Here is a 26,784-nt window from a genome sequence, read left to right on the forward strand (position 1 = left end):
ATGACATCAACACAAATCTGCATCATGATTGCCATTACAGTCTATTTGATTGCTATGGTTGCCATCGGAATCTATTGGTCCAAAAAGAATGAAAACGTTGGAGATTTTTATTTGGGAGGTAGAAAACTGGGGCCTTTCGTTACAGCAATGAGCGCCGAAGCCTCTGATATGAGCAGCTGGCTTCTAATGGGTCTGCCGGGTGTTGCATACCTCTCCGGTATTGCAGACCCAGCATGGACAGCAATTGGCTTGGCCATTGGCACTTATATCAACTGGTTGGTGGTGGCCAAACGCATCCGTACTTATACTCATGAGGCAAACAATTCTATCACCCTGCCTGACTTCTTTTCCCGAAGATATCGGGATGACAAAAATATCCTAATGTGTATTGCTGCAGTTGTTATTATTATTTTCTTTATCCCCTACACCGCATCTGGTTTCGCTGCCTGCGGCAAGTTATTTAGCAGTTTATTTGGGGTAAATTATCAAACGGCGATGATAATCAGTGCCATTGTTATTGTTGGCTACACAGCAACTGGAGGCTTTTCTGCCGCAAGCACAACAGACTTGGTACAGAGTATCGTAATGACCATCGCACTTTTTGTTGTTGTTATCTTTGGTATTCAGGTTGCTGGCGGTTTAGATACCGTTATGGATAATGCAAGAGCACTCCCAGGTTACCTAAGCATGACTGCAATGTACAGCATTTCCGAGAACGCTGCAACGCCTTATGGATTTTTGACAATTTGTTCAACAATGGCTTGGGGCCTCGGTTATTTTGGTATGCCTCATATTTTGCTACGTTTTATGGCAATTGAGGATACACAAAAGTTAACTATTTCCCGCCGTATTGCAACAGTTTGGGTAGTTATTTCCATGATTGTCGCCATCTTTATCGGTGTTGTTGGCTACAGCATGACCAAAGTTGGTGCTGTACCCGTTTTAGAGGGTTCCGCATCAGAAACGATTATTGTTCAAGTTGCTGAATTACTGAGTCATAGCGGTATTGCGACAGCCATCCTTGCAGGTATCATCTTAGCGGGTATTCTGGCCGCTACCATGTCAACTGCCGATTCCCAGCTATTAGCAGCATCATCCAGCGCTTCTCACAATCTCCTGCAAGGGTTCTTTGGCATTAAAATGTCTGAGAAAACGGCAATGATTTTTGCCAGATGTTCTGTTGTTATTATTTCAATCATTGCCGCATTTATTGCAAGAGACCCTGCAAGCTCCGTTTTTGCCATTGTTTCTTTTGCATGGGCGGGATTCGGTGCTGCATTCGGCCCTGTTGTATTAAGTGCATTATTCTGGAGACGCTCCAATAAACAAGGTGCATTGGCAGGCATGATCGCCGGTGGCGCAATGGTTTTCATCTGGAAATACATGGTGAGACCTTTGGGCGGTGCTTGGAATATCTATGAATTGCTTCCCGCATTCGTGGTATCATTTGCGGCAATCATTATCGTAAGTCTTTTGACTAAGGCACCAAATAAAGAAATTACTGATGAGTTCGATCGGGTTAATCTGATTTGCAAAAAGAACGGTAAGTAATTGATTTTGAACTTAAAAAGCCTGTGCCAACAACGGCACAGGCTTTATTTTATGAAATGCACTGATCCCTTTTCACACAACGAGGTATTCACTTTTTCTCTTCTCCCCCGTTGTCGGCAATCCTCATGATATCTTCCTTCAGCTCTTGTTTCAACTCTTTTATTTCTTCCATAATAATACGTGTACAAATTATCAACGCAATAAGAATAATTATCATCATAAAATCAACCTTTCTTATTTGAAAAATCCCAGAGGGATGTGATTTTTTTACATTAATTAACTTTCACATAATTAAAAAGCATAAATATTTTTTCACATAACCTGAAAAGCCCAATACCCAAACCCACATACAAAAAGGGTGCTGATTTTTTTCAACACCCTTATAAAGCAAAAACGCTATATAAAAACCAAATGATTTATTTATAAGAACTACGGCCTTTCTTCCAAATTAGATAGAAGCAAGTTTCTCATCCAGGTCTTTTTCAATCTCAGCAAGCTTTTCTTTTGCCCCTTGGAGAGTTTCCCCCTTCACCCCGATATAAAATTTCAGCTTTGGCTCTGTTCCTGAAGGACGTACGCACAGCCAAGTACCATCCTCTAGGGTATAATATAATACATCGGAAATAGGTAACGGGCTTTTTTCTTTTGCACCTGTTTGCAAATTATGGAAAACTTGGGTTTTATAATCCCTTACCCAAACCACATCTTGGCCACCAAAAGCCTTTGGTGCAGTTTCACGCAAAGTGTTCATAATCTTCTGAATCCGTTCAACGCCATCCAAGCCTTTTAAGGTAATCGCCTTTACACCGTCCAAATAATAGCCATATTTTTCGTATAGCTTTTGAACACCATCATAAAGGGTCATTCCATTTTTCTTATAATATGCCGCCATCTCACAAAGAAGTAATGTGGCTACCACTGCATCCTTATCCCTAGCGTATGTTCCTGCTAAATAGCCATAGCTCTCTTCAAAACCAAACAGAAACTCATAGGCACCGGTTTCTTCAAATTCCTTTATTTTCTCCCCGATAAACTTAAAGCCTGTCAGCACTTCCATTTTCTTCACACCATAGAAATCACAAATAGGCTGAATCAACTCCGTGCTGACAATGGTCTTAATGATAACACCATGCCCCGGTAAGGTACCCTTTGCTGCCTTTTGAGACAGAATATATTCTGTCAGCAACGCCCCCACCATGTTTCCCGTCAGAACAACATATTCTCCCTTGTCATTCTTCACCATTGCGCCAACACGATCACAATCCGGATCGGTTCCCACAATGATATCACCATTTTTTTCTTCCGAAAGCTTCTTGGCTAAGGTAAATACATTGGGGTCCTCGGGGTTGGGATAGCCTACCGTTGTAAAATCGGGATCCGGTTGCTCCTGTTCAGGAACCACAAAAACCTTTTTATATCTGGCCTTTTTCAAAACACGGCGCACCGGCACGTTGCCTGAACCATGAATAGGGGTATAAATTATGGTAAGGCTTTCTCCCATATCCTCTGTAATTTCTGGACAAATACGTTGAGATAACACCTGTTCATCAAAACAACGGTCAATTTCTTTGGCAATGATATGATAAAGGCCTTTTTCCTCCGCCTCTTTCAGTTCCATCCGAAGAATCTGTCCATACTCCGTGACTGCATTTACCTCATCAATAATATCTGTATCTCTGGGTGCAACCACTTGAGCCCCATCTGCCCAATATACTTTATATCCATTATACTCAGGAGGATTATGGCTTGCAGTAACCACGATGCCTGCCGTACAGCCCAATCGCCTTACTGCAAAGGAAAGCATTGGTGTAGGGCGTAAGGAGGGGTATACAAAAGCCGGAATCCCATTTGCCGCCAATACCAACCCTGCGATTCTTGCAAATTCAGGAGACATATGTCTGGAGTCATAGGCAATAGCTACGCCCTTAGCCTGGGTGCCTTGTTTTTTAATATAGTTTGCCAAGCCTTGCGTCGCCTTACCTACGGTATAAAAATTCATTCGGTTACTCCCCGTACCGATAATTCCACGAAGGCCACCTGTGCCAAACTCCAATTCTTTATAAAACCGTTCCTTTATCTCTTTTTCATCTTCGGCAATCTGACGAAGCTCTGCCTTTGTGTCCTCGTCAATAGAAGGGTCAGCCAACCATTGGTGATATCTTTCCATATAATCCATACTCCCGCCTCCTCTTTATTCTCTTTCCAGTTCCACATTCATATGGCTTGAGCCACTGTTAACATTAATTACCGTGGAAAAGGATTGATACCCATTTTTCTCTACCCCAAGGCTATAGTTGCCATAGGGGAGATTTAATTCCATGGGCGCCGTACCCATGTCTTTCCCATCAATATAAACCTGGGCTCCGTCTACATTGACGGATATCCCAACAGAACCAAATTGAATATCTTTTTGCAAATTTGCATCAACAGATAATGTATCCTTGTCCAGAACAATATGCTGACTCCATTCAGTATATCCATTTTTTAATATCACCACATCATACTCTCCCAAGGGTAATACAGAGGGTACTGTGCTATCCACCAACGTACCATTGATATAAAGCTTGTACCCCGTTACATTGGCATTGATAATCAAAACGCCCACTTTTTCCTGGGCCTTTGAGAGATCATATACATAAACCTCCCCTGTCTCCACAAAAATGCTGTCTGTTCTTTCTTCAATATTATCTCCGGAGACTGTAACCTTGTGGGTTCCTTCCTTCAGTGGAATGCGCTCTACCTCCTCCAGGGGGACTGCCTCTTCTTCATCCAGCTGAAACTTCCCATTTATGATATTATCTTTATTTTCTACGGAAATATAGCCATGATACTCTGCTACCTCCACGGACCACACTACATCTTCATAGCTTTTTAAAATCAGCACATCACAAGCCTCCAAATCCTTTGGATTTAGTTCCTCATGATTATACATAAAAATCGCTTGCTCGCCATAGCTAAATTTCTTTCCATCTCCAAGAAGATTCTTTGAAGCGATATCCGCTTTAAGCCCTGTTTCTTCCACGGTTTCTATTTTCCCACCCTGATTCAAGGTTAAAACAGTCTTTCCGTCCTTATCCAAACTCACTAAAATGAGATCTCCAACCACAAGAGGAACGTCCTTTGCTCCTCGGCCTTGGGTATCAGTAAATTCTGTATCCTGAGTGACAATGATGCTTTTATTGACATTCCCTTTAATATCGTAGACAATTAATTCACCACTTTCCAGTGCCCCTTGTATCAAGACTGGGGATTGCTCCATGGCTAAATTTGGATTTTTGTTTCCCGAAAAAAACAGCCCCCGCACCAAAGCAAAGCTGGCAATTGCCACAATTACTGCAACCACAGCAAGAATTGCCGCAGTTTTCTTATTCAAAAAGGGCTCTTTCTCCATAGCCGTGGTTGTCCCACGGGATGTGTTAGAATGACTGTTAGGGTTGTTCCCCGTTGGCACACGGTCAAACTTTTCAGATTCAAAGGCATCCAAAAATGCGTCCTTATCCCCCAAATCATCCTCAGGCTGATCATTTTTTAACTTTTTCATTTCTTTGTTAATATCATCTAAACGAATTGTTTCATCAAATTCGTGCTCATCTTTTTCAAAGTGATAGTCTTTCACTAACTTCTCCTCCTTTGGGGAATTTTCAGACATACCTTAAAGTACATTTTATACGTTTCCCCTATAAGTTGCAAGAAGAATTCGCAAAGCTCTTCTCCCTATCCTTTTGAAATACAAGAAAAAAATAAAAAGCCCCTTTGGTAAATTTGGACAAAAGAAAGCTAAATGCTATCAATCCAAGTACCTGTGAGGCCTTACAGTCATTCCCTATACAAGTTACTTCCCTATATTTCCCAATAAAAACAAAATCCCATGGTTGTCCTTAGGGACAATTTTCGAAGCTTAATGGAATTCACTTGGGAAACACCTTGTTTCCCAAATGAATCCAACTCCACAAAATGGCTTCATTTATGGTCCGTGCACTCTGTTTACATGCTATCACCCATGCGCCCAACAGATAAAAACCCCTTAACAAAGCCACCTTTAAACTCCTCGAATATAGAGGAACAGCTCTTTTGCCCGTCCCTCTTCCTCCGCCGCCAATGCCAAACGTTCTTGCATCGCGGGAGAAACGCAAGCTCTTCTTTTATTATAATACTCATTAATTAAACGCAAAAATTTCTCCGGATAAATGACAAGTGCTTGGAGCAGTACTTTTTCCCCCTCCTCTAGAGGATTATTTTTTTGATATGCCTCAAGCATACCCACAACTCCCTCTTTATCTCCTTCCGTTTTTTTCATATAACGCTTAAGATATGCCGCTAAATCTAATAGCGGTATGTCACTGCTGCATCCCTCGAAGCCACCTACAAATAATTTTCCACCATCTGACACCCTAAGATTTTCTCCCTTAAAGCTATGATGACAAAAGGTTCCATCTCCCCTGGCCTTCTCAAACAAGGCTGAATAATTTGCTTCCTGCAATAGAGCTTCTGCCTGCAAGGTCTGCTCCATATATGTATCATAGTTATCAAGCACCAACAAATCTATAGCATCATAGCCCCCTTGTTTCTGAATGCGGCGCTTAATTTTGGCAAGCTCCGCCCTTCTTTTTGCGAATTGTGCCGGCAAACGTTCTTTGTCCCATTGAACAAATCTGCTCTCTAATCCCTTTGCGCAAAGGTGCATTTTACCCAGTGTTTCCGCGCCCCTGATGAAGGCCTCCTTTCCATCCTCCTCTAACGCTGCGGTGGGCAAAAGCTCCTCCAGAACATACACCGCGCCCTCCTTGACAAAGCAAGGCTGTCCGTCCATGGTATTATAAAACCTGCTGATCACAGTAAAGCCGTTTCCATAAAGACATTCCTTTACATCATGGGCATATCGGATGCTGTTCATTCGCTCCCTTGCCTTTTTCAATTCTCTAAGTCCTTTGTCCGTTTTGCAGACAAGACCTGTTCGGGTACGGGTTCCGCTGTAAAAACGAAGGCCATAACCCTCCCATAATATTTTTTCATAAAGTTCCTCCATATCCATTCCCCCTGCCGATTACGGACAAAACATTTCTGTACCATTCTATGGGGAAACAAACAAAAATATCCGTAAAAAAAAGAAAAACTCCCAAATTGGGAGTGTTTCAATGCAAAAAAGAAAAGCAGAACGACCTAGAATTACTCTAAGCCACTCTGCTTCGATATGCGCCCTCAGAGACTCGAACTCTGGACCCACTGATTAAGAGTCAGTTGCTCTACCAACTGAGCTAAGGGCGCGTATTGTTGACTGCAAAAAATATATTATCACTACTTGTACTTTTTGTCAACGATTTCTGTCAAAAAAATTTTAATTTTTTTCATTTATTATTTTAAGTGCTCATTTGCCCCTAATTTTCGGTGTTTTTCGCCAATCTTAAAAAAACTGCGAAGGCTTTCCTTTGTATTTTAGAATTTTATGGTATACTATGAAAGCATATTAAGTAGCACAAATGCTTCAATTTAATTTTTCAATGGGATTTCCAAGCAACTTTTCAGACTTTTTGAAAGGAGAATACCTATGTTTTCAAATGCATTGCCCGAAGATGTTTTATATATAATAAAAACTTTAAATCAAGCTGGTCACCAAGCTTATATTATTGGCGGCTGTGTCAGAGATGCCATTTTGCACACCCAGCCCAAGGATTGGGACATAACCACCTCAGCCAAGCCTGAGGAAACAAAAGAGCTGTTTTCCCATACCTTTGACACCGGCATTCAGCATGGTACTATAACCGTTGTTTTAAATCATACTAATTACGAGGTAACCACCTACCGCATAGAAGGAGAATATGAAGATTGCCGACATCCTAGCGGTGTAACCTTCACCAAAAATCTGCAAGAGGATTTATTGCGCAGAGACTTTACCATGAATGCCATCGCCTATCATCCAGAAGAGGGCTATCAGGACTTTTTTCACGGTATGGAGGATATACAGGCAAAAACCATTCGTGGCGTGGGAACGCCTGCTTTGCGGTTTCAAGAGGATGCTTTGCGCATGCTTCGTTGTGTAAGATTTGCGGCGCAATTGGGTTTTGATGTGGAAGAGGAAACCTATCAGGCCCTTTCCGAGAATAAAGAGTTAATCAAAAAAATCAGCGTAGAACGAATTCATGACGAAATGGAAAAATTGTGGTTATGCCACCATTATGAAAAGATGCCCTTACTTTGGCAAAGTGGCCTATTAGGGGAGATTGATGGTTCATTTGCAAACCGACTGATGCAACGAGCCCACAACCTTTTGGAGGAACTAAGAAAAGCACCAAAGAACTCTGTGTTGCGTTGGACCATTGTTTTACAGGATTATTCACCACAAGAAGCAAAGGCTTTTCTTAAGAAATTCAAGTTTGATAACGAAAGTTTAAAAGGAATTTGCCTACTTCTTGAAAATATCAATCAGGAGCTACCAACACAAGGGTATCCTCTAAGAGGACTTATTAGTAAGCTAGGGCTTGAAGCAGTGGAACAGCTAATCACACTGCAAGAAATTCTACGCCCCACAGCACCCTCATTGCAAACGGCACAATGCCTCCATAAAATTGTATCTGACGGAGATTGTCTTACGTTAAAAAGCTTGGCAGTTGATGGGCAAATGCTCATGGAAATGGGCGTACCAAAGGGGAAGAAAATAGGCGAAATTTTGGCAGTTCTTCTGGATTTTGTGCATCAAAATCCCCAGGGAAATCAAAAGGAACTTTTACTAAAAATGGCCAAGGAGCATATGTAACAGGAAGCTTAAAAGCAAGTTCTCGGACCCTGCTCCCAACCCGGCAAGCCTTTGAAAAGGCATGACCCAAACTTTATTAGAAATTAATCTTTGCGATTGCATCGTGAATGATCTCCCTTTATCAATGCTATACAGCACAAAAAGGGAACCGTTGAATAAACAAGATTATAAAAGGGTGTCGACTTTGTCGACACCCTTACTTGCGCAGATAGATTTATCAATTCTTTCTCTGATACAAAACAAACGTAAATTTCACGCCGTTTTCTTCTAGCGCTTCTTCCTCAACGATTTCCCATTCAGGCATCGCGTCTAAATTGGGAAAATGCGTATCCGCAGGAAAAGCAGCATGAATTTTTGTCACATATGCCTTCTGACAAAAGGGCAAAAGTTGTTCATAGATACTTTGCCCCCCTGCCACAAAGATTTCCTTCTCTTTAAATTTCTCCAAAACCTTCGGTATTTCCACTATGCTGTGGCAAAGGGTAACCCCCTCTGCCTGATAGTCTAAATTATTGGTCAAAACAATATGCTCCCGATTAGGCAAAGGTTTTTTATTAGGGAAAGACTCTAATGTCTTTCGTCCCAAAATCAAAACATTTCCAGAGGTTATGGCACGAAATCGTTTCATATCCCCCGAAATACGGCACAACAAATCCCCATCCTTGCCAATGCCCCATTGCTCATCCACCGCTACGATTAAATTCATACCCTCACTCCTATCATATTGCCACAGGCACTTTTCCTATAGGCTTTCCATGCTGATAATCTTCCACGATAAAATCTGCCACTGTAAAATCATAGAAGTTCTTTATCTCAGGATTCAGCCGCACCTTTGGTGCAGGAAATTGCTCTCTTGCTATTAAATCTTGAATCATCGGTACATGCTTGTCATAAATATGCATATCACTGATTACGTGAACCAGCTCTCCTGCCTTTAAGCCACTCACCTGAGCGAACATCATCAATAGAGCAGAATATTGCACCACATTCCAATTATTTGCCGCAAGGGTGTCCTGAGAACGCTGGTTGAGAATTGCGTTTAGCTTGTCTCCCACTACGTTAAAGGTCATGCTATAGGCACATGGCTCCAGACCCATCTCCATCAAATCCCCAAAGTTATAAATATTCGTCATGATTCGGCGGGAATACGGAGTATTTTTCAACTGCCATAGCACATTATCTACCTGATCCATGGTACCATGCTTGAAGGTATAGGGTACCCCCAACTGATATCCGTAGGCCTTGCCGATAGACCCATTCTCATCCGCCCACGAATCCCAAATTTTGCTGTTTAAGTCATTGATATTATTGGATTTTTTCTGCCAAATCCAAAGAATTTCATCAATTGCTGCTTTCCAATTTGTGGCCCTCAATGTCAAAAGAGGAAACTCCTCAGAAAGATCATAGCGGTTCACAACGCCAAAGGTTTTTATGGTATATGCAGGGGTACCGTCTTCCCAGTGGGGACGCACCTTTTCCTTTTCAGTAGAAAACCCATTTGCAAGGATTTCCGTGCAATTTTTAATAAAGATTTGGTCGGCTTTACTCATTTCTTCTCCTCCTATTCTGTAAATCCCTCAATTATTGAGGAGATTACCTTTTATTATAATAGAAATCCTTCTGTTTTTCTACCGCTGCCAATAAATTAATTATATATGTGTAAAACACAGCAAACCTATTAATTTTCTTGAAAAAAATCTTGTAAATATTGCCTAAGAACACAAATTGTGGTACACTCAGGACAGCGATGCAAAACGCATATGTCCATTTGATGCGGACACGCATCGACAAACACATACCTTTGCCCAGCATGGGCAAAAAACCTAGGGAGGTAGTCGTATTATGAAAAAGTTCCTTGCTTTGACTTTGTCAGCTGCACTTGTGCTGTCCTTGGCAGCTTGTGGTGGCGGCACAACGGGTGGCGATGCTGCGAAAGATAATGCCGCAGCAACAGGTGTCGCAATTGAAGGCGACACAATCAAAATCGGTGTTTTCGAGCCTACAACTGGCGAAAATGGCGGTGGCGGTATGCAGGAAATACTGGGTATGCGCTATGCAAACAAAGTAAATCCTACCGTTGACATTAATGGCACTACATACAAACTTCAATTAGTAGAGGTTGATAACCAGTCCGATAAAACAGCGGCGGTTACAGCAGCGCAGTCCTTAATCAGCTCCGGCGTTGTTGCAGTGTTGGGTTCTTACGGCTCCGGCGTTTCCATTGCCGCAGGCCAAACCTTTGCTGATGCCCAGATTCCTGCAATAGGCGCTTCCTGCACAAACCCTCAGGTAACCTTAGGTAACGACTTCTATTTCCGCACCTGCTTCTTGGATCCTTTCCAGGGAACGGTAATGGCTTCATATGCCATCGAAAAAGGATATAAAACAGCCGCTCTGATCAGCCAAAACGGTGACGACTATTCCACTGGCCTTGCAGCATTCTTTAAGCAGGCATTTGAAGGTATGGGCGGCACGATTGTTGCAGATGAAACCTATCAGACAAACGAGTCTGATTTTAACGCAATTCTGACCACAATTAAAGGTGCAAATCCTGACTGTATCTTTGCCCCCTCCTCTATCGCTACTGCTACCTTGCTTCTGCCTCAGGCACAGGCAAACGGCATTAAAGCACAGATTATCGCCAGCGATACATGGGAAAACGAAACAATCATCACTGCTGCTGGCTCTGCTGCAGAAGGGGTTGCTCTCTCCACATTCTTTGACGAGCATGACGATTCAAACCCAGTTGCAAAAGAATTTGTTGAAGGCTTCAAGGCCTACTTAAACGGTGATCCTCAGAACCTCACATTAAACGGTGGTTCCGACGGCGTCGCTGCTGTTTCCGCTTTGGGCTATGATGCATATATGTCTATCTACGAAGCACTGAAGGCTTTGGATGGCGCTGAAGCATTGAATTCCGTTGCTTTGCGCGACGCATTAAAAGCAGTATCCTTCAGCGGCGTAACCGGTGCAATCTCTTTTGATGATATCGGCGACGCTGTAAAGAACGTAGCTTACATCAAACAGATTAAAGATGGCAAGTTTAACTTCTTAAAAACACAGTCTGCTGAATAATAATTGTAGGAGAAGCACCTTTCTTCTCAATTTTATAACAGTCCGCCGGGAGGAAGTTCGCCTCCCGGCAATTTTTCTTTCCAAACGGCTTGCTAAGGTTTGCAAAGGAAACCAAGGGCTTCATTCCAAATTAAGAATGCCTTCCCTTTTTAAACCTTTTCAAGCCGCACAATCAATTATCTTTGTCTGGAGGTTATAACCATGACAGCAAATGCATTTTTACAATATTGTTTAACAGGTATTTCTATCGGCGGTATTTACGCCCTCATAGCCATTGGCTATACCATGGTATATGGGATTTTGCGTTTGATTAACTTCGCCCATGGGGATATTTTCATGATGGCGGCTTACTTTATGATTTTTTCCATGGTGAATTTCGCTTTGCCCTGGTATATGGCAATCATTGTGGTCGTTTCTGCAACGGTGGCTCTTGGCGTATGCATTGAAAAATTGGCTTACAAGCCTTTAAGAAGCGCCCCCCGTATGTCTATTATGATTTCGGCCATCGGTGTTTCCTATTTTTTGCAAAACGTAGCTACCTATTTGTTCTCGGCTTTGCCAAAGCCCTATCCATCCATTGGCTTTTTGACAAAAACCATTTCCATTGGTGGCATTTCCACCTCTGTAGTAACTTTTATCACCCCAATCTTAACTCTGGGATTTGTATTTATTCTAATGCAGTTAATCAATCACACAAAAATCGGTATGGCCATGAGAGCCGTTTCTAAAGATTTTGAAACCTCACAACTTATGGGCATTAAAATCAATCGTGTCATCAGCATCACCTTCGTCATTGGCTGCTTTTTGGCGGCAATCGGATCCATTCTGTATTTCACACCCAGACCCTCGGTTTATCCCCTTGCTGGCTCTTTGCCTGGCCTAAAATGCTTTATTGCAGCGGTATTCGGCGGAATCGGCTCCATCCCCGGTGCAGTTTTAGGCGGGTTTATCATCGGTCTATCAGAAACCTTTATTAAAGCGGCAGGCTATTCTGAATTCAGCGATGTATTCACGTTTATTTTGCTCATCGTCATTTTACTGATTAAGCCAACAGGTTTGTTTGGCGAAAAAATAACTGAGAAGGTGTAAAATATGACAGAAAAAAAGAAAACCCAATTGAAGATCCTTTTTTCCGTGATTGCCCTTTTGGTCTGTGCAGGTGTTTTGTATTATGTAAACCACTTTACGAAGCCTACCTACATGCTTCGCACTGTATTGCAATTAGGCGCAATCTACGCCCTTGTGGCAGTCTCTATGAACTTATTAAACGGTTTTACCGGTTTGTTCTCCTTAGGGCAGGCGGGTTTTATGGCAGTTGGAGCATATACCTTTGCTATCCTTACCATTCCTGCTAAAAGCCGCCCTGGTGTATACTATCTTTACGGCGTTGCCGATTGGCTTTCCAATCTTCAAGTACCCATTTGGGTAGGGCTTGTTTTGGCAGGCCTTGTAGCGTCAATTCTTGCGGCAATCATTGGTGCCCCTGTGTTGCGCCTTAAGAGCGACTATTTCGCCATTGCCACCTTAGGTTTTGCTGAAATTGTTCGTATCATTGTGGGTAGTTCCCCTATGAATCGTGTTACCAACGGCTCCCTGGGACTAAAGCTGATTCCCAAGTTTCCTAACTTTTATTTTCCATTTATCGTTGTCGGAATTTGCATTCTCGTTGTTTGCCTTCTCATTCGTTCCTCCTACGGTCGTTCCTTTAAGGCTATCCGAGAGGACGAAATTGCCGCAGAGGCAATGGGAATTAACCTGGCAAAGCATAAACAGCTTTCCTTTATCATCAGTTCTTTTTTCGCTGGGGTTGGCGGTGCGTTAATGGGTATGTATCTGGGGGCAATCACCTCTACCACCTTTAATGTTACGTTAACCTACAACATTCTTTTAATTGTTGTAATAGGCGGTATGGGGTCTGTTACAGGCAGCGTAATATCTTCCCTTTTAGTCATTGCCGCAAGGGAATGGTGGCTGCGTTTCTTGGATATGGAAACCTTCATCGGCAGTTTTAAGGTTCCTCTGCTAAAAAACGGCTTCCGTATGGTGGTGTTTTCTGTTATTTTAATGCTTGTTGTTCTGTTCTTCCGTCGTGGCATTATGGGTATGAAAGAATTCAACTGGGATTTTATACTAAACCGATTGGATAAAAAGAAAAAAGCGGGAGGTGAAGGCTGTGAGTGAAAAAGTTCTTTCCGTACAAGATATTACTATGCAATTTGGCGGTGTTGTAGCTGTAAATAACCTTTCCTTAGATGTACATAAGGGAGAAATCGTTTCTCTCATCGGCCCCAATGGTGCTGGAAAAACAACAGCCTTTAATGTTATCACCGGTGTTTATGCACCCACCAACGGCTGTGTAGATTTTGAAAATCAGCTTATCCTTTCAAATTGCCCCAAAGGTAAAATGGAAAAAATGTATGCAGGGGAAAATAAGGGTAAATACAAAAAAGTATTAGAACCAACTCCTGATAAAATTACAAAACTAGGCATTGCCCGTACCTTTCAAAACATTCGCTTGTTTAAAGAGCTGACGGTTTTGGAGAATGTATTAATCGCAAAACATATGCGTATGAAAGCCAATGTGTTTGCCGATATTTTCCTCCTGAATTGGAAGGAAGAAAAGAAGATGAAGGAAGATTCATTGGAGCTTTTGCGCATTTTGGATTTATATGAGCTAAAGGACGAAAAATCCAGCTCCCTTCCCTATGGCAAACAGCGTCATTTAGAAATTGCCCGGGCACTGGCAACCAATCCTTCTCTACTTTTATTAGATGAGCCCGCAGCAGGATTAAATCCTCAAGAGACTGACGAATTAACCGCTTTTATCAAAAAAATTCGAGATCAATTCCATCTTACAGTTTTTATGATTGAGCACCATATGAATCTGGTTATGGATATATCTGACCGTATCTATGTGATCGACTTTGGTAAAATGATTGCAAATGGCACACCAAATGAAATTCAAAACAATCAAAAGGTAATTGATGCTTATTTGGGGGTGGCTGAAGATGAGTAATATATTAGAAATCAAAAACTTAGTGGTATCCTACGGGGGCATTGAGGCGGTAAAAGGCATAGACATGACTGTGCCAGAAGGAGAAATCGTAACCTTAATCGGCGCAAATGGTGCTGGAAAATCCACCACACTAAAGTCCATTTCAGGCCTGGTGAAACCAAAGCAAGCTTCCATTCTTTATAAAGGAAAGGAAATTGTGGGGCAGTCCCCTGACTTCATTGTCTCTCAAGGCATTACCCTTGTTCCCGAGGGACGTAGAGTCTTCCCCAACCTAACTGTAATGGAAAACCTAAAAATAGGGGCTTATTTACGCAAAGATAACCTGAAAGACGACATAGAATATGTTTTCACCCTATTTCCACGCTTAAAAGAGAGGGAATGGCAGATGGCAGGCACCCTTTCTGGTGGTGAACAGCAAATGCTGGCAGTAGGACGGGCGTTAATGAGTAAACCAAAGGTGATTATGATGGATGAACCATCCTTAGGTCTGGCTCCTTTGGTGGTAAGAGATATTTTTAATATCATTCAGACAATTAATCAAGAAGGAATTACTGTTTTATTGATTGAGCAAAATGCAAACATGGCTCTAAAAATTGCCCACAAAGCTTATGTTATCGAAACAGGTACCATAACTATGGAAGGAACAGGAGCCGAGCTTTTGGCAAACGAAGAAATCAAGGAAGCATACCTTGGCAAAACAAAATAATCCTTTCCCCTTTGGTCTAGTTGATGATCAAAGGGATTTTTTTACAAAAAATAAAAATACCTATTGACTCTCACATTATGTGATACCCTATACTGAATCTGAGCTCAAAAATAACACGCGTGAGGTGATAAAAATGCTTAAAATTGGTGTGTTCTCAAAATTATCAAGAATCAGCATACGAATGCTGCGCCATTACGACGAAATTGGTTTATTGGAACCAAAAACCATAGACTCTGACAGTGGATACCGCTATTACAGCGAAGCGCAACTTCCCATTGCAGGAAGAATAACTTCCTTGAAACAAATGGGGTTTTCTTTGGCGGTTATTAAAGAAATCATGGAAAACTTTGATGATCCTTGGGCATTTGCCCAATTGCTGGCTGTGAAAAAAGCAGAGGTCATGGAAGAGGCTGAAAACATTCGGCGGCGATTGGTTCTTTTGGAAACAACCATATCTAAACTCAGAAAGGATGAATCAACTATGTCATATAGTGTATCATTAAAGGAAATGCCCGAAAGATATGTGGCAAGCGTTAGACAAATAATTCCCGCTTATGATCAAGAAGGAATGCTTTGGCATACCCTAATGGAGGAAACCGCACCCCTTCAAATACAAGATACGGAACCTTGTTACACCCTAGCCATTTTTCATGATGGGGAGCATAAGGAACGGGATGTAGATGTAGAGGTACAAAAATCAGTGAAAGGAACATATCCTAACACTGACCACGTTGTATTTAAAACCGTTCCCCCAGTTTTAATTGCTTCTGCCACCTACCAAGGCAGCTACGAAAAAATCAGCGAGGTTAATGAGGCCGTTGCGAATTGGGTTAGAGACAACAATTATGAATTTAATGGTCTCTCTTTCTCCATTTATCACATCAGCCCTCATGAAACCTCAGACAGTAGTCAATGGGTAACTGAGGTTTGCTATCCCGTGAAAAAGAAATAAGTTGGAAGAGCCACAAAAGCTTAGAAGAAGTTGTTCGCCCGAGGGCGAAGTGTTGGAAATAATAAAAAAGGATCTCTTTTTCCTTTTATAAATTTACCCCCTTCGTACTTTATTTGTAGCTTATTGAACTCAAGAAGGACTTCTGTGGGTTAAGCTAATGTGTTTTCCTTTATCCAATGAAAAAGCAGGGAATTTCATGGTTATCAACCATAAAACTCCCTGCTTTATTGTAATTAACCTAAATTTTTCATGCTAAATACAGTGCAGTTGCCATCTTGTACCACGATAGCGGATAATGAAAAACATGGCTCTTACACACCAGTCAATAATCATGGCAATCCAAACGCCATAAAGACCCATCTGGAAATATACCCCTAAGATATAGCTAAAGACAATACGGAAAAGCCACATGGAAAAAACCGACCAAACCATACAAAATTTAACGTCATTGGCAGCTCTAAGGGTATTGGCAAGGGAAAAAGCCTCAGGCCATATGATAATGGCACAAATGCCATGGAGCCACGCAATCTCCGTTGCCATTTTTGTTGCCTCCGGTGATAGATGATACAGTATCAAAATCCACGGTAACGCCAACAAAATGATTGCATTGAAAACGAAAATCAGTAAATGTACCAGCTTTAAAATCTTTCGAGTATAATATCTAGCCATATCGTAATCTCCTGCTCCAACGCAGCGGGAACATACCGTTACAAGAGCCATACTCGCCGCCATCCCCGGCATAACTTGAAACGTTGCAATAATATTGCCAACGGCATTTGCGGCAATGGCCGCTGTGCCAAAGGAGGTTATCATACTCAAGACCAAAATCTTACCCAATTGAAACATACTGTTTTCCAAGCCGTTGGGAATCCCGATAAAAGCAATCTTTTTCAACAACACCTTATTTGGCCGAAAGGAAAAGGGTCTGGAAAGATGGAGGGTACGCTCCGTCCCTCGCAATAGAAGCAAAATTCCCACAGCTGCAACCATTCGGGAAACCAAGGTAGGTATGGCTGCGCCCCTAACCCCCATGCCAAAGCCAAAAATTAAAACTGCGTTCCCTCCTACATTGATTGTATTCATTAATACAGAAAGGTACATGGGAACCCTTGAATTACCCATGGCACGGAAAACTCCCGCCCCTGCATTATACAGTGCAATAAAGGGAATGGATGCAGTAACAATCATCAAATATGTTTTTGCACTTTCCATTACATTTGGCTCAATATTACCAAAAATATTATGTAAAATCAAATTCCTTGCAAGATAAATTCCCCCCGTTATCAGAAGAGAGGAAACCGCCGTTAAAATCACAAGTTGATCTGTAGCCTGACAGGCCTTTTCTCGATTATTCTGCCCAAGAAATTGTCCTGCAACCACAGCACCACCCGTGGCAAGGGCTCCAAATAAAAAAATAACCAATATAAAAATATTATCCACCAAAGAAACACCGGAAACGGCGTGTTCACCAACGCTGGCCACCATGATTGAATCAGATAGTCCCACCAGAATCGCCAAAAACTGTTCTATGATGATAGGAGCAATCAGCCTTTTTAAATCTTTATTCGTAAATAAATAACTCTTTTTTTCTTCTGTAACCGAAATCATTCCCCTAACTCCTCACTGCAAACAGCTCTTATTTTATAATTACTCCCTCATAAAAAAACAATACTATATTGTTACAGGAATAAAGAAGCGGCACAATAAACCAAAAGCAACGCCATTATACCGTTCAACAGCCTCTTATTTTTATCGAAAAAATTGCGGAAAACGGACCCAAAAAGCACCCAACAACCACAGCTTAATAAAACTACAATCCAGTTAAATCCAAGCACAACTAAAAAAGCTTTTACTGACTGGTCATAGGGAAAAACAAAATTGGAGATTAGCGTTATTCCGAATAATAACCCCTTGGGATTAACAAACTGAAGCATGACTGCAGTAAAAAAACCCCGTGTGTCTAACTGGTGTCCGCCTTCTTTTGCCGCCTTAGGCTTATCTCTCCAAATCACCCACGCCAAATAAAGTATGTATACTGCACCAAAAATTGTCATTATTTGAACTATTTTTGGAATATAGCGAAACAAAAAAAGATTACATAGAATACTGCAAAACAAAATCAAAGAAAAACCCGTGGCCACTCCAGCACAAAAAGGCAGACTTTTTTTGACACCATACTTGGCACCATTGTTCATACACATTATATTATTAGGCCCCGGCGTAATGCATGATACAAACACGTATGATATAAAAGCAAAAATATGAACCATATCACTTCACCTTCTTTTAATATAAACAAAAACTGCCCGCTAGGGAGCAGTTTTTTATGTTTAGTCTTCTAAATCCATAATCGGCTTAATGGGCAATCCATTAGCAAGGTGGTGCAGTTCGCTTTCCTCGCTATACATTTCATTTATTTTATAAAGCAAGGTCATTAAACTATCTGTCAGATGCACATTTTCAACCAAAACGTCATCAGGTACCTGTAAATCTACATGACTGAAGTTCCACATTCCCTTTACGCCCCATTTAGCCAAGTCGTTGGCAACCTTTACCGCCTTGGAACGAGGCAAAGTAAGGATCGCAACATCTATATTATTGTTCTTGATGTATTCTTCCATTTTGTCTACATCATGAACTTCTACACCACGGATGGTCATTCCGATGATGCGTGGATTAATGTCAAACACAGCTTTGATCACAAAACCACGTTTTTCAAAATTGGTGTAATTTACCAAAGCCTGACCAATATTTCCGCCACCAACCACAATCATATTGTATAACCTGTCCAACCCGAGAATCTTCTTAATTTCATTGTGCAGATACTCTACGTTGTACCCGTAGCCCTGCTGCCCAAAACCACCGAAATTATTTAAATCCTGGCGAATTTGAGATGCAGTGATGTTCATTTTTGCACTTAGCTCCTTAGACGATATTCTGGTAATATCGCTCTCCAAAAGATCGCCCAGATAGCGGTAATATCTTGGGAGCCGATTAATCACCGCCGGCGAAATTCTCTTCTCACTGTCCATTTTATCCAAATCCTCTCTTGTCAACTTAGAATCAGTATAGCACTTATGTTATTTTATTGTCAACAATAACTCTTTTATTATCAGCCTTTTTCTGTTATGATTATACCTGTATCCCCAGAAAAAACGGAGGACAGAACTATGATACTTGCATGTAAAGATCTACACAAGGCCTATGGCATTGATGTAGTTTTAGACAAAATTACCTTCCATTTGGAAGAAAAGGAAAAAGCCGCAATTGTAGGGGTAAACGGCGCAGGCAAAACCACTTTATTCCGTGTACTGACAGGAGAAACGTCCGCTGACGGCGGAGAGTATTACATGAAAAAAGATGCTACTCTTGGGTACATGGCACAAAATCAACAAACCGAAAGCACACGGACAATCTATGAAGAAATGCTATCGGTTTTTGAAAAAATTTTGGAAACAGAAAAGCTTCTTCGTGAAATGGAAAACAAAATGGGGACTCTTGTGGGACAGGAATTGTCCGACAAGATGGAAGAATATTCTCGTTTACAACATTTTTTTGAGCAAAACGACGGATATAGCTATCAAAGTCGTCTGCGTGGTGTACTAAAAGGCCTAGGTTTTGGAGAAGCTGATTTTAACCGCCCTCTATCTCAGCTTTCCGGCGGTCAAAAAACCCGCATTTTCCTTGGAAAACTTTTGCTTTCTAAGCCAGATATTCTCCTTCTGGACGAGCCAACAAACCATCTTGACATTGCTTCCATTGAATGGTTGGAGGATTTCCTCAGAAGTTATGACGGAGCCGTATTGATTATTTCTCACGACCGCTATTTTTTAGATAAGATTGTGACAAAGGTTGTGGAAATTGAACATAAAAAATCCTATAGCTTCAATGGAAACTATAGCTTTTATTCCCAGCAAAAGGAAATCAACAGAGAAGTTCAACAAAAGGCTTTTGATAATCAGCAAAAGGAAATTAAACATCAAGAGGATGTTATTCGCACACTTCGCTCCTTTAATCGGGAAAAATCCATCAAACGAGCGGAAAGCCGTGAGAAAACCTTGGATAAAATTGAGCGTGTATCACGGCCTGAGGCTCTGCCCGACCAAATGCGCCTCACTCTATCCCCCCTTATTATCAGCGGAAACGATGTACTTCATACTGAAGACCTTTCCAAATCTTACGGTGGGAACAAAATATTCCAATCTGTGGGTTTTGATGTGAAGCGAGGGGAAAAAGCCGCAATCATCGGGCCCAACGGCGTAGGTAAATCTACCTTATTTAAAATGCTTCTGCGAGAGGTTTCCGCAGACTCCGGTATTATCCGCTTGGGCACCAACGTTCATGTGGGCTATTATGATCAGGAACAGCAAAAATTGGATGAAACCAAAACCATTTTCGCAGAAATTTCTGATACCTACCCAAATCTAACAGCAGGGCAGATACGAAACGTACTGGCAGCATTTGTTTTTACCAATGATGATGTATTTAAGCCTATTTCTGCTTTAAGCGGCGGAGAGAAAGGTCGTGTTTCCCTAGCAAAAATTATGCTCTCTAAAGCCAATTTGCTTATGCTGGATGAGCCCACCAACCATTTGGATATGTTTTCAAAGGAAGTTTTGGAAAATGCCTTGAACTGCTATGAAGGAACTGTTGTTTATATTTCTCACGATCGTTATTTTATTAACAGAACAGCCGAAAAAATTTTGGAATTATCACCAAACGGAGTTACCCAATATGCGGGCAACTATGATTATTATTTGGAAAAGAAGGCAGAGCAGGCACGGAATGAGGCTGAACGGGCGAAAGAAGCCGGTATTTCATCTCCTATATCCACCGTGGCAGTCAGCGAAACAAAGGTGGACTGGTTGAAGCAAAAGGAACAGCAAGCGGCAGAAAGAAAGCTTGCTGCTAAAATCTCCCGCTTGGAGCAAGAAATTGAGGAGACAGAAAGTGCCATTGCAAAAGCAGACGAAGATATGGCCAAAGCCAGCACAGATTATACAAAAGCACAGCAAATTTTTGAAGAAAAAGCAAAGCTTGAAGAACAGTTAGAATTGCTCTTTGCCCAATGGGAAGAGTTGCAATAAACAAAGACGCACCGATTCATAATCGTATACAGATAGTCAAAGGTTTTTCTTTCTGTTAAGATGGAAAAACCTTAGTAGCAACCCTGTCACAGGCTACTGCACGCCATTGAAAAGAATTTTTACTGATTGGTTGTGCATATTAAGAATCTGCGTTTACACAAAGGAGGAAAAGGAATGAGAATCTTTTATTTAGCCGCTTTAATATTATTGGTCGTTCTTTTGGGCGCGGGAAGTGCATTGGGAGCTAATGCACAAATTGTTTTTTACCTGTTTATATTTATAATGGGCGTTGGTATCGCCTTTTATGCCCATTGGTTTAAGAAGTTCGCTGAAAAAGTGAATGCTTTAATGCCTCTCATTGAATCCGACCCTGATGCTTATATTGCTGAAACTGAAAAACTTTTGCAAAGCAAAAACCCCAGTAACATTCGTGCAATGTTAATCATGAACATCTCCGTTGCTTATATCGAAAAGGGCGATTTCAAAACAGCATTGCAAAAAATGAAAAGCATTAATGGCGGCGCATTGAAAAAAGCAAATAATTCTATCTATTTCTTGAATTATGCTTATATTCTGATACACCTTGAGGAACATGCCCAAGCAATGGATATTATTAAAAAATACAAGAAAAAATTCCTTAGCCTCCCTATGGGAGGAAATTTACCCCGTTTAATCGCTTTTGTACAGATTTTTGAATTGATGCAAGAAGACAAATGGGATATTGCAACAGAACAGTTGAAACTCGCTAGAGAAAATTGGCCCGATAGAGTGACTGGTGTTGATTTTTCCTTTTTAGAAGAGAAATTGGAACAGCATAACGCTCAGGCTATTATCGAAGAATAAAATTAGGCTGTAATGGAAATTTCCATTACAGCCCTTTTGTTTACTTTTATTACTCGCCCTTTGATGCAAAATAGCCATTGATATCAGCCATAAGCTTTTCAATATCCATACCATGTACCAAGCTTGCCTCTTCCAAAGTTTCTGCAGCAGCAGAAGGGCAACCAACACAGTGCATGCCGTTTTCCATCAAAACCGCGCCTACACTTCTATCCATCATTAAAAGTTCACCAATAGTCATATCTTTTGTCGCTTTCATATTTATTTCCTCCTTCATTTTGTAAGCTTTGTTTATGTATTCTTCCTCAATAAATCCGAAATTACTTACATTTCGGATTTATATTTGGCTTTCTGGTATATCTAAAATCAATTTACGGCAATTCGGGCAAACCTCTCCTGCAAGCTTGGCTCCGCCCATATAGCTTTTAACCAACAGATATTCCCGCTTCTTTCCTCGTTCATCCTTCGCCTTCCAAGTAAAATATCTGCCTGATTCCAAATGCCCCTGGGACATCTCTTCTTGACAAAAAGGACACTTCATAAAGACCACTCCTATTCTGTTTCTTGGGCAGATACAGGGACTCTTGTCACCCCGATAGCTTTTCCATCCTGGAAGGTAAAAACAAGCTGCTCCTCTGGGCCTTCTTTGTCACTAAAGAACCCTCTGGGCGTACCCAAGTAGTAAATCAGGTCAGCATCTTTACGATCATCAGGCTCCCCCAAATAACCCTTTAGTTCTTCTTCTGAGATGCCATCAATAACGGTTCGGTCAAAAAAATCTTTCACAATGGCTTGACGGCTGTTTCCTTCATAGTTGACCCATTTTTCTTTGCTGAAATCCTTGTAACTGTTCCACATCTGACCGCCGATAAAAGCTACAATAACCAAAAAGCCAAGAAAGGATAAAAGCAGCTTGTCCTTTTTATTCATACCATTGCCCTCCCCTTATGAAATCCATTTAAATCCCTTAAAGTAACGGAATACCACCTTGCCTAAAATTTTATTCTTTTCCACAAACTGATGCTCCCAAAAACGGGAATCTAAGGACTTGTTTCGATTATCACCCATCATAAAATAGTTTCCCTCAGGCACTTCATAAGGCCCAAAGTCGCCTTGGGTAACCACTTCCAAATAAGGCTCGTTTAAGGCTTCCCCATTGACATACACGCTGCCGTTTTCAACCTGAACCACGTCACCGCCCATGCCAATAATACGCTTCACAAATAAGGTTTTCTGTTCCGGGTCATCAGGGTAACGGAATACAACCACATCCCCTCTTTCCGGTTCGTCAAACCAATAAGACGTACGAAGGGCCAAAATACGATCCCCCGTCATGATCGTTGTTTCCATAGAACCGGTTGGAACTTGCGCATTTACAATTAGCAGTGTATTAACCGCCCCGGCCAATACTACCGCCAAAAGGATTGTTTTAATCCAACTGATAATTTCCCTTTTTGCTGTATTGCTCACATACCCATCTCCTTTGAGAGGTTTTATTTTAAGAACCCGTTAATAATTTGAGCTTCCGCTTCTTTCTCCGTCAATCCCAAGGTCATCAGCTTGATCAACTGTTCTCCTGCAATTTTACCAATAGCAGCTTCATGAATTAAGGATGCATCCACATTGTTTGCAATAATTTCAGGCTCTGCCGCAACAATGCCGTTGTCCATAATAATGGCATCACATTCAGAGTGTCCATAGCAAGCATTGTTTCCGCTCAATTTAGAGCGAAACAATTGCTTTGAATTATCTCTGGCAACAGAACGAGAAATCAATTTCGCACTGCTCCCCGCCCCATCCAAGTCAACATCAAATGAAGTTTCCGCATATTGAGAACCATGGGTCATAATCTTTTCTTTGATGACAACCGTTGCTCCATCCGCTAACTTGGCACTGGAAATACGTTTTGTAGAATCTACACCTTTTAGTTGTACTGTGTCCATTTCAATGTAACTATTCTCTTCTGCAATAATATGCGTTTGAGGGTTGATAATATTCTGTCCTTCACCATCCCCTTCACCAATATGCTTTTCAATATATTTTATTTTTGCATTTTTTCCTACAAAAAAACGATGAATTCCATCGTGCTGAGAAATACCACTTCCGCAATTATGGATACCGCACCCCGCTACAATGGTAACATCTGCACCTTCTCCAATATGAAAATCATTGTAAACCACATCATGCAAATCCGTGTCGGTAACCAACGCTGGAATATGCACACTTTCATTCTTGGTTCCGGGTTTCACAATAATATCAATCCCTGAGCCATCCTCTTTCGGAATAATCTGAATGGTTTCCGTAGAATTGCGTCCTGCACTTTTACCATTGCTACGGATACTAAACGCCCCTGTGGTGGGAATATTTTGAATACCAGCCACCTCAGCGAGTAAATTTTTGATAATGTCACTCAACATGGTATGAAACCCCCTTAAAATACTTGCAACCCAAATCCACACCAAATAATCCGGGTAAAACCTCTTCTTTTGTCCCCACTTTGGAAACTTCTCCGCCGCTAATTACAACAATCTGGTCGGCAATATCCAAAATACGCTCCTGATGAGAGATAATTAAAATGGACCCCTTAATTTCTCCATGCATTTTTTCAAAAACATCAATTAAATTTTTAAAGCTCCATAAATCAATGCCTGCCTCTGGTTCATCAAACAAGGTGAGCTTTGTTTTTCTTGCCATAACCGTGGCAATTTCGATGCGCTTTAACTCTCCACCAGAAAGGCTTCCGTTAATTTCGCGGTCAATATAGTCTTTAGCACAAAGGCCTACCTCAGATAAATACTCGCAAGCTGCAGCTGTGCTTAAATCTTTCCCACTTGCAAGGGTAATCAAATCCTTGACCGTAACCCCTTTAAAGCGAACGGGCTGTTGAAAAGCAAAGCTAATGCCTGAATTTGCCCGCTTTGTAATGCTCCAATCAGTAATATCTTGTCCATCTAATAAAATTTGACCGCTGTCAGGCTTTTGAATCCCCGCGATAACCTTAGCTAATGTGGATTTTCCCCCACCATTTGGCCCTGTCATAACAACAAATTTTTCATCCTCAATCACTAAATTGATATTTTTTAATATCTCTTTCCCATCTGCCGAAAAAGATACGTTCTTTAACTCCAACATATGCTTTCCTCCATTTTAAAGGCTTTCGTCTTTTCTTTCGCATACTATATAAAAATGCTATCCTAAATTATAACAATTTTCCAAATAGACTGTCAATATTTTTCGGTTTTTTTAGCGTTTTTCCTGTATAAAAACTTTCTTTTCATTTTTGCTCCTCTATATTACAATAGTAATCATACAAAACAATAAAAGGAGGGCATCCTATGCTCGGTTTTCATACAGACGGCATTCGCCTCATTGGCGCATCCGATTCTTTAATCTCTATACTCAAACAGAAAAAATTACCCCTTGTCTCGGAAATCACTGGGAACACTTTAGTGTTTGCGGTTAACGAAACGAATATACTGACAAAAAAATTATATGCCACTTCCTTCCTTGCAGGAGAAACCCCTTGGTTTGTGTGCACCGTGGGTGACTTTCCCCGCCCTCAGAAATATACTCTTCCTTTTCAGGCTGAAGCGGATCTGGCCGATTTTATCACAGCCATTTACTACGCTTCACAGGGTTTTCTTCATTTGGACTTTGAACTTACTGAACTGAAAGAAAAACTTTCAGAAGAAAACGGAAGAAAAATTGTTGCCATCCCCGAGGAGGATTTTGGAAGCATTCCCAAAGAGGCCTTTGCCATGTGCTTTTGTTTCTCCAACGGAGGTTTTATGGAAAGTGACCGACTTTTTATGAAATTAACAAAAGAATTTGGTATGGATATGGGTAGAGTATTGCTGGCAGGTACTTTTGACTCAAAATATTCCTTTACCCGTGCCTTTGTTCTGTAAATTAGCCTATTTACCCAATAAATAAAGAATGTTACAATGAATCTGCATGGGCGACCATGTGCAAATACAGAGTAGGGCTTTGTGCGTTAAGTGTCTTGTGGACGGGGAGTTGCCACGAGAACGAAAAGGTTATTCCTTGCGGTACAAACCCCGCATCCCGCTGTCAAATAATGAAGAAGCGATTCCTCTTTATTATCACAGCAACCCCAATGAATTTGGGGCTATTTGCGTAATGTTTTACGATAATGAAGGGGTTTTTTTAAAAGACCCCGCAGAACAAAAAGGAGGTCTTTTTTCATGCAACAAAAGATATCTAATACCCATCGTCTTGTCATTATGGCACTTCTGATGGCGCTCTCAATTATCTTATCACGCTTTTTATCCATCTCCGCTTGGGATCTAAAAATCGGGTTCGCCTTTGCACCCATTGCCTTGGCAGGCATGCTTTTAGGACCCATCCCAGCAGGGATTACAGCGGCTGGGGCGGATTTTCTTGGGGCGACCTTGTTCCCCATTGGTCAATTTTTCCCAGGCTTTACCCTCACAGCATTCCTTACAGGTTTATTGTTTGGTGCTTTTTTGCATAGAAAGGCGAATACAAAAAATATTGTATTAGCGTCCATATCTACTCAGATCATTGGTTCTTTGCTTTTAAATACCCTATGGATATCTATGCTATATGGTACACCCTTTTGGGCATTAATGCCTACAAGAATCTTACAAACCTGTGTAATGACTGTGATCCAAATTATTGTTATCCGTATTTTGGCAGGATATGCACCACAAATTTTAAAAAATGCAAAAAGTGTAAGCTAGCTTGTAGCAACCAGAGCGCCGTGTAACAACCCACTATCAAAATAAAAGCTGTTGGCAATGACTCTCCCCCGCCAACAGCTTT

At 41.3% G+C, this 26,784-nt stretch carries 27 protein-coding genes, 1 tRNA gene and 1 riboswitch; of the genes, 12 read left to right on the forward strand and 16 right to left on the reverse strand.

The window, feature by feature from the left end:
* On the forward strand, positions 1-1,551 hold the full coding sequence (gene putP / locus RTK36_RS04180; RefSeq protein ID WP_312044654.1) for a sodium/proline symporter PutP: 1,551 nt from the start codon (positions 1-3) through the stop codon (positions 1,549-1,551).
* A gap of 88 nt (positions 1,552-1,639) precedes the next feature.
* Here putP and RTK36_RS04185 read toward each other — a convergent pair whose 3' ends face one another.
* The 5 genes from RTK36_RS04185 to RTK36_RS04205 all read right to left on the reverse strand — a co-directional run bounded on the left by RTK36_RS04185 (position 1,640) and on the right by RTK36_RS04205 (position 6,816).
* A complete protein-coding gene (locus RTK36_RS04185; RefSeq protein ID WP_312044656.1) occupies positions 1,640-1,771 on the reverse strand; it encodes a hypothetical protein in 132 nt (43 codons plus the stop codon).
* 228 nt (positions 1,772-1,999) lie between these two features.
* Complete coding sequence (locus tag RTK36_RS04190; RefSeq protein WP_312044658.1) at positions 2,000-3,727, reverse strand: phospho-sugar mutase; 1,728 nt, start codon at positions 3,725-3,727, stop codon at positions 2,000-2,002.
* Between the two features lie 15 nt (positions 3,728-3,742).
* On the reverse strand, positions 3,743-5,167 hold the full coding sequence (locus RTK36_RS04195; protein WP_312044660.1) for a PEGA domain-containing protein: 1,425 nt from the start codon (positions 5,165-5,167) through the stop codon (positions 3,743-3,745).
* A 423-nt stretch (positions 5,168-5,590) separates the two neighbouring features.
* Positions 5,591-6,577, reverse strand: a complete 987-nt coding sequence (locus RTK36_RS04200) for a hypothetical protein (protein WP_312044662.1) — start codon at positions 6,575-6,577, stop codon at positions 5,591-5,593.
* Between the two features lie 166 nt (positions 6,578-6,743).
* A tRNA-Lys gene (locus RTK36_RS04205) sits at positions 6,744-6,816 on the reverse strand.
* Between the two features lie 280 nt (positions 6,817-7,096).
* Between RTK36_RS04205 and RTK36_RS04210 the strand changes: the two genes are divergently transcribed.
* On the forward strand, positions 7,097-8,302 hold the full coding sequence (locus RTK36_RS04210) for a CCA tRNA nucleotidyltransferase (RefSeq protein WP_312044664.1): 1,206 nt from the start codon (positions 7,097-7,099) through the stop codon (positions 8,300-8,302).
* A gap of 217 nt (positions 8,303-8,519) precedes the next feature.
* Here RTK36_RS04210 and RTK36_RS04215 read toward each other — a convergent pair whose 3' ends face one another.
* Entirely contained in the window at positions 8,520-9,008 is a 489-nt protein-coding gene (locus RTK36_RS04215) for a dihydrofolate reductase (RefSeq protein WP_312044666.1), read from the reverse strand.
* Positions 9,009-9,021: 13 nt separating this feature from the next.
* Positions 9,022-9,852 carry a thymidylate synthase gene (gene thyA / locus RTK36_RS04220; RefSeq protein ID WP_312044668.1) on the reverse strand — a complete coding sequence of 277 codons (831 nt, stop codon included), beginning with the start codon at positions 9,850-9,852 and terminating at the stop codon, positions 9,022-9,024.
* A gap of 292 nt (positions 9,853-10,144) precedes the next feature.
* Between thyA and RTK36_RS04225 the strand changes: the two genes are divergently transcribed.
* The 6 genes from RTK36_RS04225 to RTK36_RS04250 all read left to right on the forward strand — a co-directional run bounded on the left by RTK36_RS04225 (position 10,145) and on the right by RTK36_RS04250 (position 16,051).
* Positions 10,145-11,377, forward strand: a complete 1,233-nt coding sequence (locus RTK36_RS04225; protein WP_312044670.1) for an ABC transporter substrate-binding protein — start codon at positions 10,145-10,147, stop codon at positions 11,375-11,377.
* Positions 11,378-11,578: 201 nt separating this feature from the next.
* Positions 11,579-12,466, forward strand: a complete 888-nt coding sequence (locus RTK36_RS04230) for a branched-chain amino acid ABC transporter permease (RefSeq protein ID WP_312044672.1) — start codon at positions 11,579-11,581, stop codon at positions 12,464-12,466.
* A 3-nt stretch (positions 12,467-12,469) separates the two neighbouring features.
* Positions 12,470-13,558 carry a branched-chain amino acid ABC transporter permease gene (locus tag RTK36_RS04235; protein WP_312044674.1) on the forward strand — a complete coding sequence of 363 codons (1,089 nt, stop codon included), beginning with the start codon at positions 12,470-12,472 and terminating at the stop codon, positions 13,556-13,558.
* A 28-nt stretch (positions 13,559-13,586) separates the two neighbouring features.
* Complete coding sequence (locus tag RTK36_RS04240; RefSeq protein ID WP_312044758.1) at positions 13,587-14,393, forward strand: ABC transporter ATP-binding protein; 807 nt, start codon at positions 13,587-13,589, stop codon at positions 14,391-14,393.
* Position 14,394: 1 nt separating this feature from the next.
* On the forward strand, positions 14,395-15,099 hold the full coding sequence (locus tag RTK36_RS04245; protein ID WP_312044761.1) for an ABC transporter ATP-binding protein: 705 nt from the start codon (positions 14,395-14,397) through the stop codon (positions 15,097-15,099).
* Between the two features lie 133 nt (positions 15,100-15,232).
* On the forward strand, positions 15,233-16,051 hold the full coding sequence (locus RTK36_RS04250) for a MerR family transcriptional regulator (protein ID WP_312044676.1): 819 nt from the start codon (positions 15,233-15,235) through the stop codon (positions 16,049-16,051).
* 252 nt (positions 16,052-16,303) lie between these two features.
* Here the strand turns inward: RTK36_RS04250 and RTK36_RS04255 are convergent, their stop codons facing one another.
* The 3 genes from RTK36_RS04255 to RTK36_RS04265 all read right to left on the reverse strand — a co-directional run bounded on the left by RTK36_RS04255 (position 16,304) and on the right by RTK36_RS04265 (position 19,083).
* On the reverse strand, positions 16,304-17,659 hold the full coding sequence (locus RTK36_RS04255; RefSeq protein WP_312044678.1) for an MATE family efflux transporter: 1,356 nt from the start codon (positions 17,657-17,659) through the stop codon (positions 16,304-16,306).
* 71 nt (positions 17,660-17,730) lie between these two features.
* A complete protein-coding gene (locus RTK36_RS04260; RefSeq protein WP_312044680.1) occupies positions 17,731-18,321 on the reverse strand; it encodes a LysE family translocator in 591 nt (196 codons plus the stop codon).
* 60 nt (positions 18,322-18,381) lie between these two features.
* Positions 18,382-19,083, reverse strand: a complete 702-nt coding sequence (locus RTK36_RS04265; protein WP_312044682.1) for a redox-sensing transcriptional repressor Rex — start codon at positions 19,081-19,083, stop codon at positions 18,382-18,384.
* Between the two features lie 138 nt (positions 19,084-19,221).
* Between RTK36_RS04265 and RTK36_RS04270 the strand changes: the two genes are divergently transcribed.
* Complete coding sequence (locus tag RTK36_RS04270) at positions 19,222-21,138, forward strand: ABC-F family ATP-binding cassette domain-containing protein (protein ID WP_312044685.1); 1,917 nt, start codon at positions 19,222-19,224, stop codon at positions 21,136-21,138.
* 174 nt (positions 21,139-21,312) lie between these two features.
* Complete coding sequence (locus RTK36_RS04275; RefSeq protein ID WP_312044687.1) at positions 21,313-21,981, forward strand: hypothetical protein; 669 nt, start codon at positions 21,313-21,315, stop codon at positions 21,979-21,981.
* A 49-nt stretch (positions 21,982-22,030) separates the two neighbouring features.
* Here the strand turns inward: RTK36_RS04275 and RTK36_RS04280 are convergent, their stop codons facing one another.
* From RTK36_RS04280 to RTK36_RS04305, 6 genes are all read right to left on the reverse strand, one after another.
* Complete coding sequence (locus RTK36_RS04280; protein ID WP_312044689.1) at positions 22,031-22,237, reverse strand: DUF1858 domain-containing protein; 207 nt, start codon at positions 22,235-22,237, stop codon at positions 22,031-22,033.
* Positions 22,238-22,315: 78 nt separating this feature from the next.
* Complete coding sequence (locus tag RTK36_RS04285) at positions 22,316-22,519, reverse strand: PF20097 family protein (protein WP_312044691.1); 204 nt, start codon at positions 22,517-22,519, stop codon at positions 22,316-22,318.
* Positions 22,520-22,530: 11 nt separating this feature from the next.
* Positions 22,531-22,908 carry a hypothetical protein gene (locus RTK36_RS04290; RefSeq protein WP_312044693.1) on the reverse strand — a complete coding sequence of 126 codons (378 nt, stop codon included), beginning with the start codon at positions 22,906-22,908 and terminating at the stop codon, positions 22,531-22,533.
* A 15-nt stretch (positions 22,909-22,923) separates the two neighbouring features.
* Positions 22,924-23,448 (reverse strand): signal peptidase I, encoded by a 525-nt coding sequence (gene lepB, locus RTK36_RS04295; protein WP_312044695.1) that lies wholly within the window; start codon positions 23,446-23,448, stop codon positions 22,924-22,926.
* Positions 23,449-23,471: 23 nt separating this feature from the next.
* On the reverse strand, positions 23,472-24,395 hold the full coding sequence (locus tag RTK36_RS04300; RefSeq protein ID WP_312044697.1) for a SufB/SufD family protein: 924 nt from the start codon (positions 24,393-24,395) through the stop codon (positions 23,472-23,474).
* The gene (locus RTK36_RS04305) at positions 24,385-25,110 is read right to left on the reverse strand and encodes an ABC transporter ATP-binding protein (protein ID WP_312044699.1); all 726 of its coding nucleotides are present in this window, start codon (positions 25,108-25,110) and stop codon (positions 24,385-24,387) included. Before RTK36_RS04305 ends, RTK36_RS04300 begins: the two co-directional genes overlap by 11 nt.
* A 203-nt stretch (positions 25,111-25,313) precedes the next feature.
* Between RTK36_RS04305 and RTK36_RS04310 the strand changes: the two genes are divergently transcribed.
* A complete protein-coding gene (locus RTK36_RS04310; RefSeq protein ID WP_312044702.1) occupies positions 25,314-25,886 on the forward strand; it encodes a hypothetical protein in 573 nt (190 codons plus the stop codon).
* A gap of 65 nt (positions 25,887-25,951) precedes the next feature.
* Positions 25,952-26,051: riboswitch (THF riboswitch) on the forward strand.
* Positions 26,052-26,183: 132 nt separating this feature from the next.
* A complete protein-coding gene (locus RTK36_RS04315; RefSeq protein ID WP_312044704.1) occupies positions 26,184-26,702 on the forward strand; it encodes a folate family ECF transporter S component in 519 nt (172 codons plus the stop codon).
* Positions 26,703-26,784 lie beyond the last annotated feature (82 nt).

The organism is Anaerotignum sp. (genome assembly GCF_031981185.1).
GTDB lineage: Bacteria > Bacillota > Clostridia > Lachnospirales > Anaerotignaceae > Chakrabartyella.

Bases quoted from the DNA above. Each gene is read 5' to 3' on its own strand.
- putP (WP_312044654.1), top strand. From the start codon at position 1: ATGACATCAACACAAATCTGCATCATGATTGCCATTACAGTCTATTTG.
- RTK36_RS04185 (WP_312044656.1), bottom strand. From the start codon at position 1,771: ATGATGATAATTATTCTTATTGCGTTGATAATTTGTACACGTATTATT.
- RTK36_RS04190 (WP_312044658.1), bottom strand. From the start codon at position 3,727: ATGGATTATATGGAAAGATATCACCAATGGTTGGCTGACCCTTCTATT.
- RTK36_RS04200 (WP_312044662.1), bottom strand. From the start codon at position 6,577: ATGGAGGAACTTTATGAAAAAATATTATGGGAGGGTTATGGCCTTCGT.
- RTK36_RS04210 (WP_312044664.1), top strand. From the start codon at position 7,097: ATGTTTTCAAATGCATTGCCCGAAGATGTTTTATATATAATAAAAACT.
- RTK36_RS04215 (WP_312044666.1), bottom strand. From the start codon at position 9,008: ATGAATTTAATCGTAGCGGTGGATGAGCAATGGGGCATTGGCAAGGAT.
- thyA (WP_312044668.1), bottom strand. From the start codon at position 9,852: ATGAGTAAAGCCGACCAAATCTTTATTAAAAATTGCACGGAAATCCTT.
- RTK36_RS04225 (WP_312044670.1), top strand. From the start codon at position 10,145: ATGAAAAAGTTCCTTGCTTTGACTTTGTCAGCTGCACTTGTGCTGTCC.
- RTK36_RS04230 (WP_312044672.1), top strand. From the start codon at position 11,579: ATGACAGCAAATGCATTTTTACAATATTGTTTAACAGGTATTTCTATC.
- RTK36_RS04235 (WP_312044674.1), top strand. From the start codon at position 12,470: ATGACAGAAAAAAAGAAAACCCAATTGAAGATCCTTTTTTCCGTGATT.
- RTK36_RS04240 (WP_312044758.1), top strand. From the start codon at position 13,587: ATGCAATTTGGCGGTGTTGTAGCTGTAAATAACCTTTCCTTAGATGTA.
- RTK36_RS04250 (WP_312044676.1), top strand. From the start codon at position 15,233: ATGCTTAAAATTGGTGTGTTCTCAAAATTATCAAGAATCAGCATACGA.
- RTK36_RS04255 (WP_312044678.1), bottom strand. From the start codon at position 17,659: ATGATTTCGGTTACAGAAGAAAAAAAGAGTTATTTATTTACGAATAAA.
- RTK36_RS04260 (WP_312044680.1), bottom strand. From the start codon at position 18,321: ATGGTTCATATTTTTGCTTTTATATCATACGTGTTTGTATCATGCATT.
- RTK36_RS04265 (WP_312044682.1), bottom strand. From the start codon at position 19,083: ATGGACAGTGAGAAGAGAATTTCGCCGGCGGTGATTAATCGGCTCCCA.
- RTK36_RS04270 (WP_312044685.1), top strand. From the start codon at position 19,222: ATGATACTTGCATGTAAAGATCTACACAAGGCCTATGGCATTGATGTA.
- RTK36_RS04275 (WP_312044687.1), top strand. From the start codon at position 21,313: ATGAGAATCTTTTATTTAGCCGCTTTAATATTATTGGTCGTTCTTTTG.
- RTK36_RS04280 (WP_312044689.1), bottom strand. From the start codon at position 22,237: ATGAAAGCGACAAAAGATATGACTATTGGTGAACTTTTAATGATGGAT.
- RTK36_RS04285 (WP_312044691.1), bottom strand. From the start codon at position 22,519: ATGAAGTGTCCTTTTTGTCAAGAAGAGATGTCCCAGGGGCATTTGGAA.
- RTK36_RS04290 (WP_312044693.1), bottom strand. From the start codon at position 22,908: ATGAATAAAAAGGACAAGCTGCTTTTATCCTTTCTTGGCTTTTTGGTT.
- RTK36_RS04300 (WP_312044697.1), bottom strand. From the start codon at position 24,395: ATGTTGAGTGACATTATCAAAAATTTACTCGCTGAGGTGGCTGGTATT.
- RTK36_RS04305 (WP_312044699.1), bottom strand. From the start codon at position 25,110: ATGTTGGAGTTAAAGAACGTATCTTTTTCGGCAGATGGGAAAGAGATA.
- RTK36_RS04310 (WP_312044702.1), top strand. From the start codon at position 25,314: ATGCTCGGTTTTCATACAGACGGCATTCGCCTCATTGGCGCATCCGAT.
- RTK36_RS04315 (WP_312044704.1), top strand. From the start codon at position 26,184: ATGCAACAAAAGATATCTAATACCCATCGTCTTGTCATTATGGCACTT.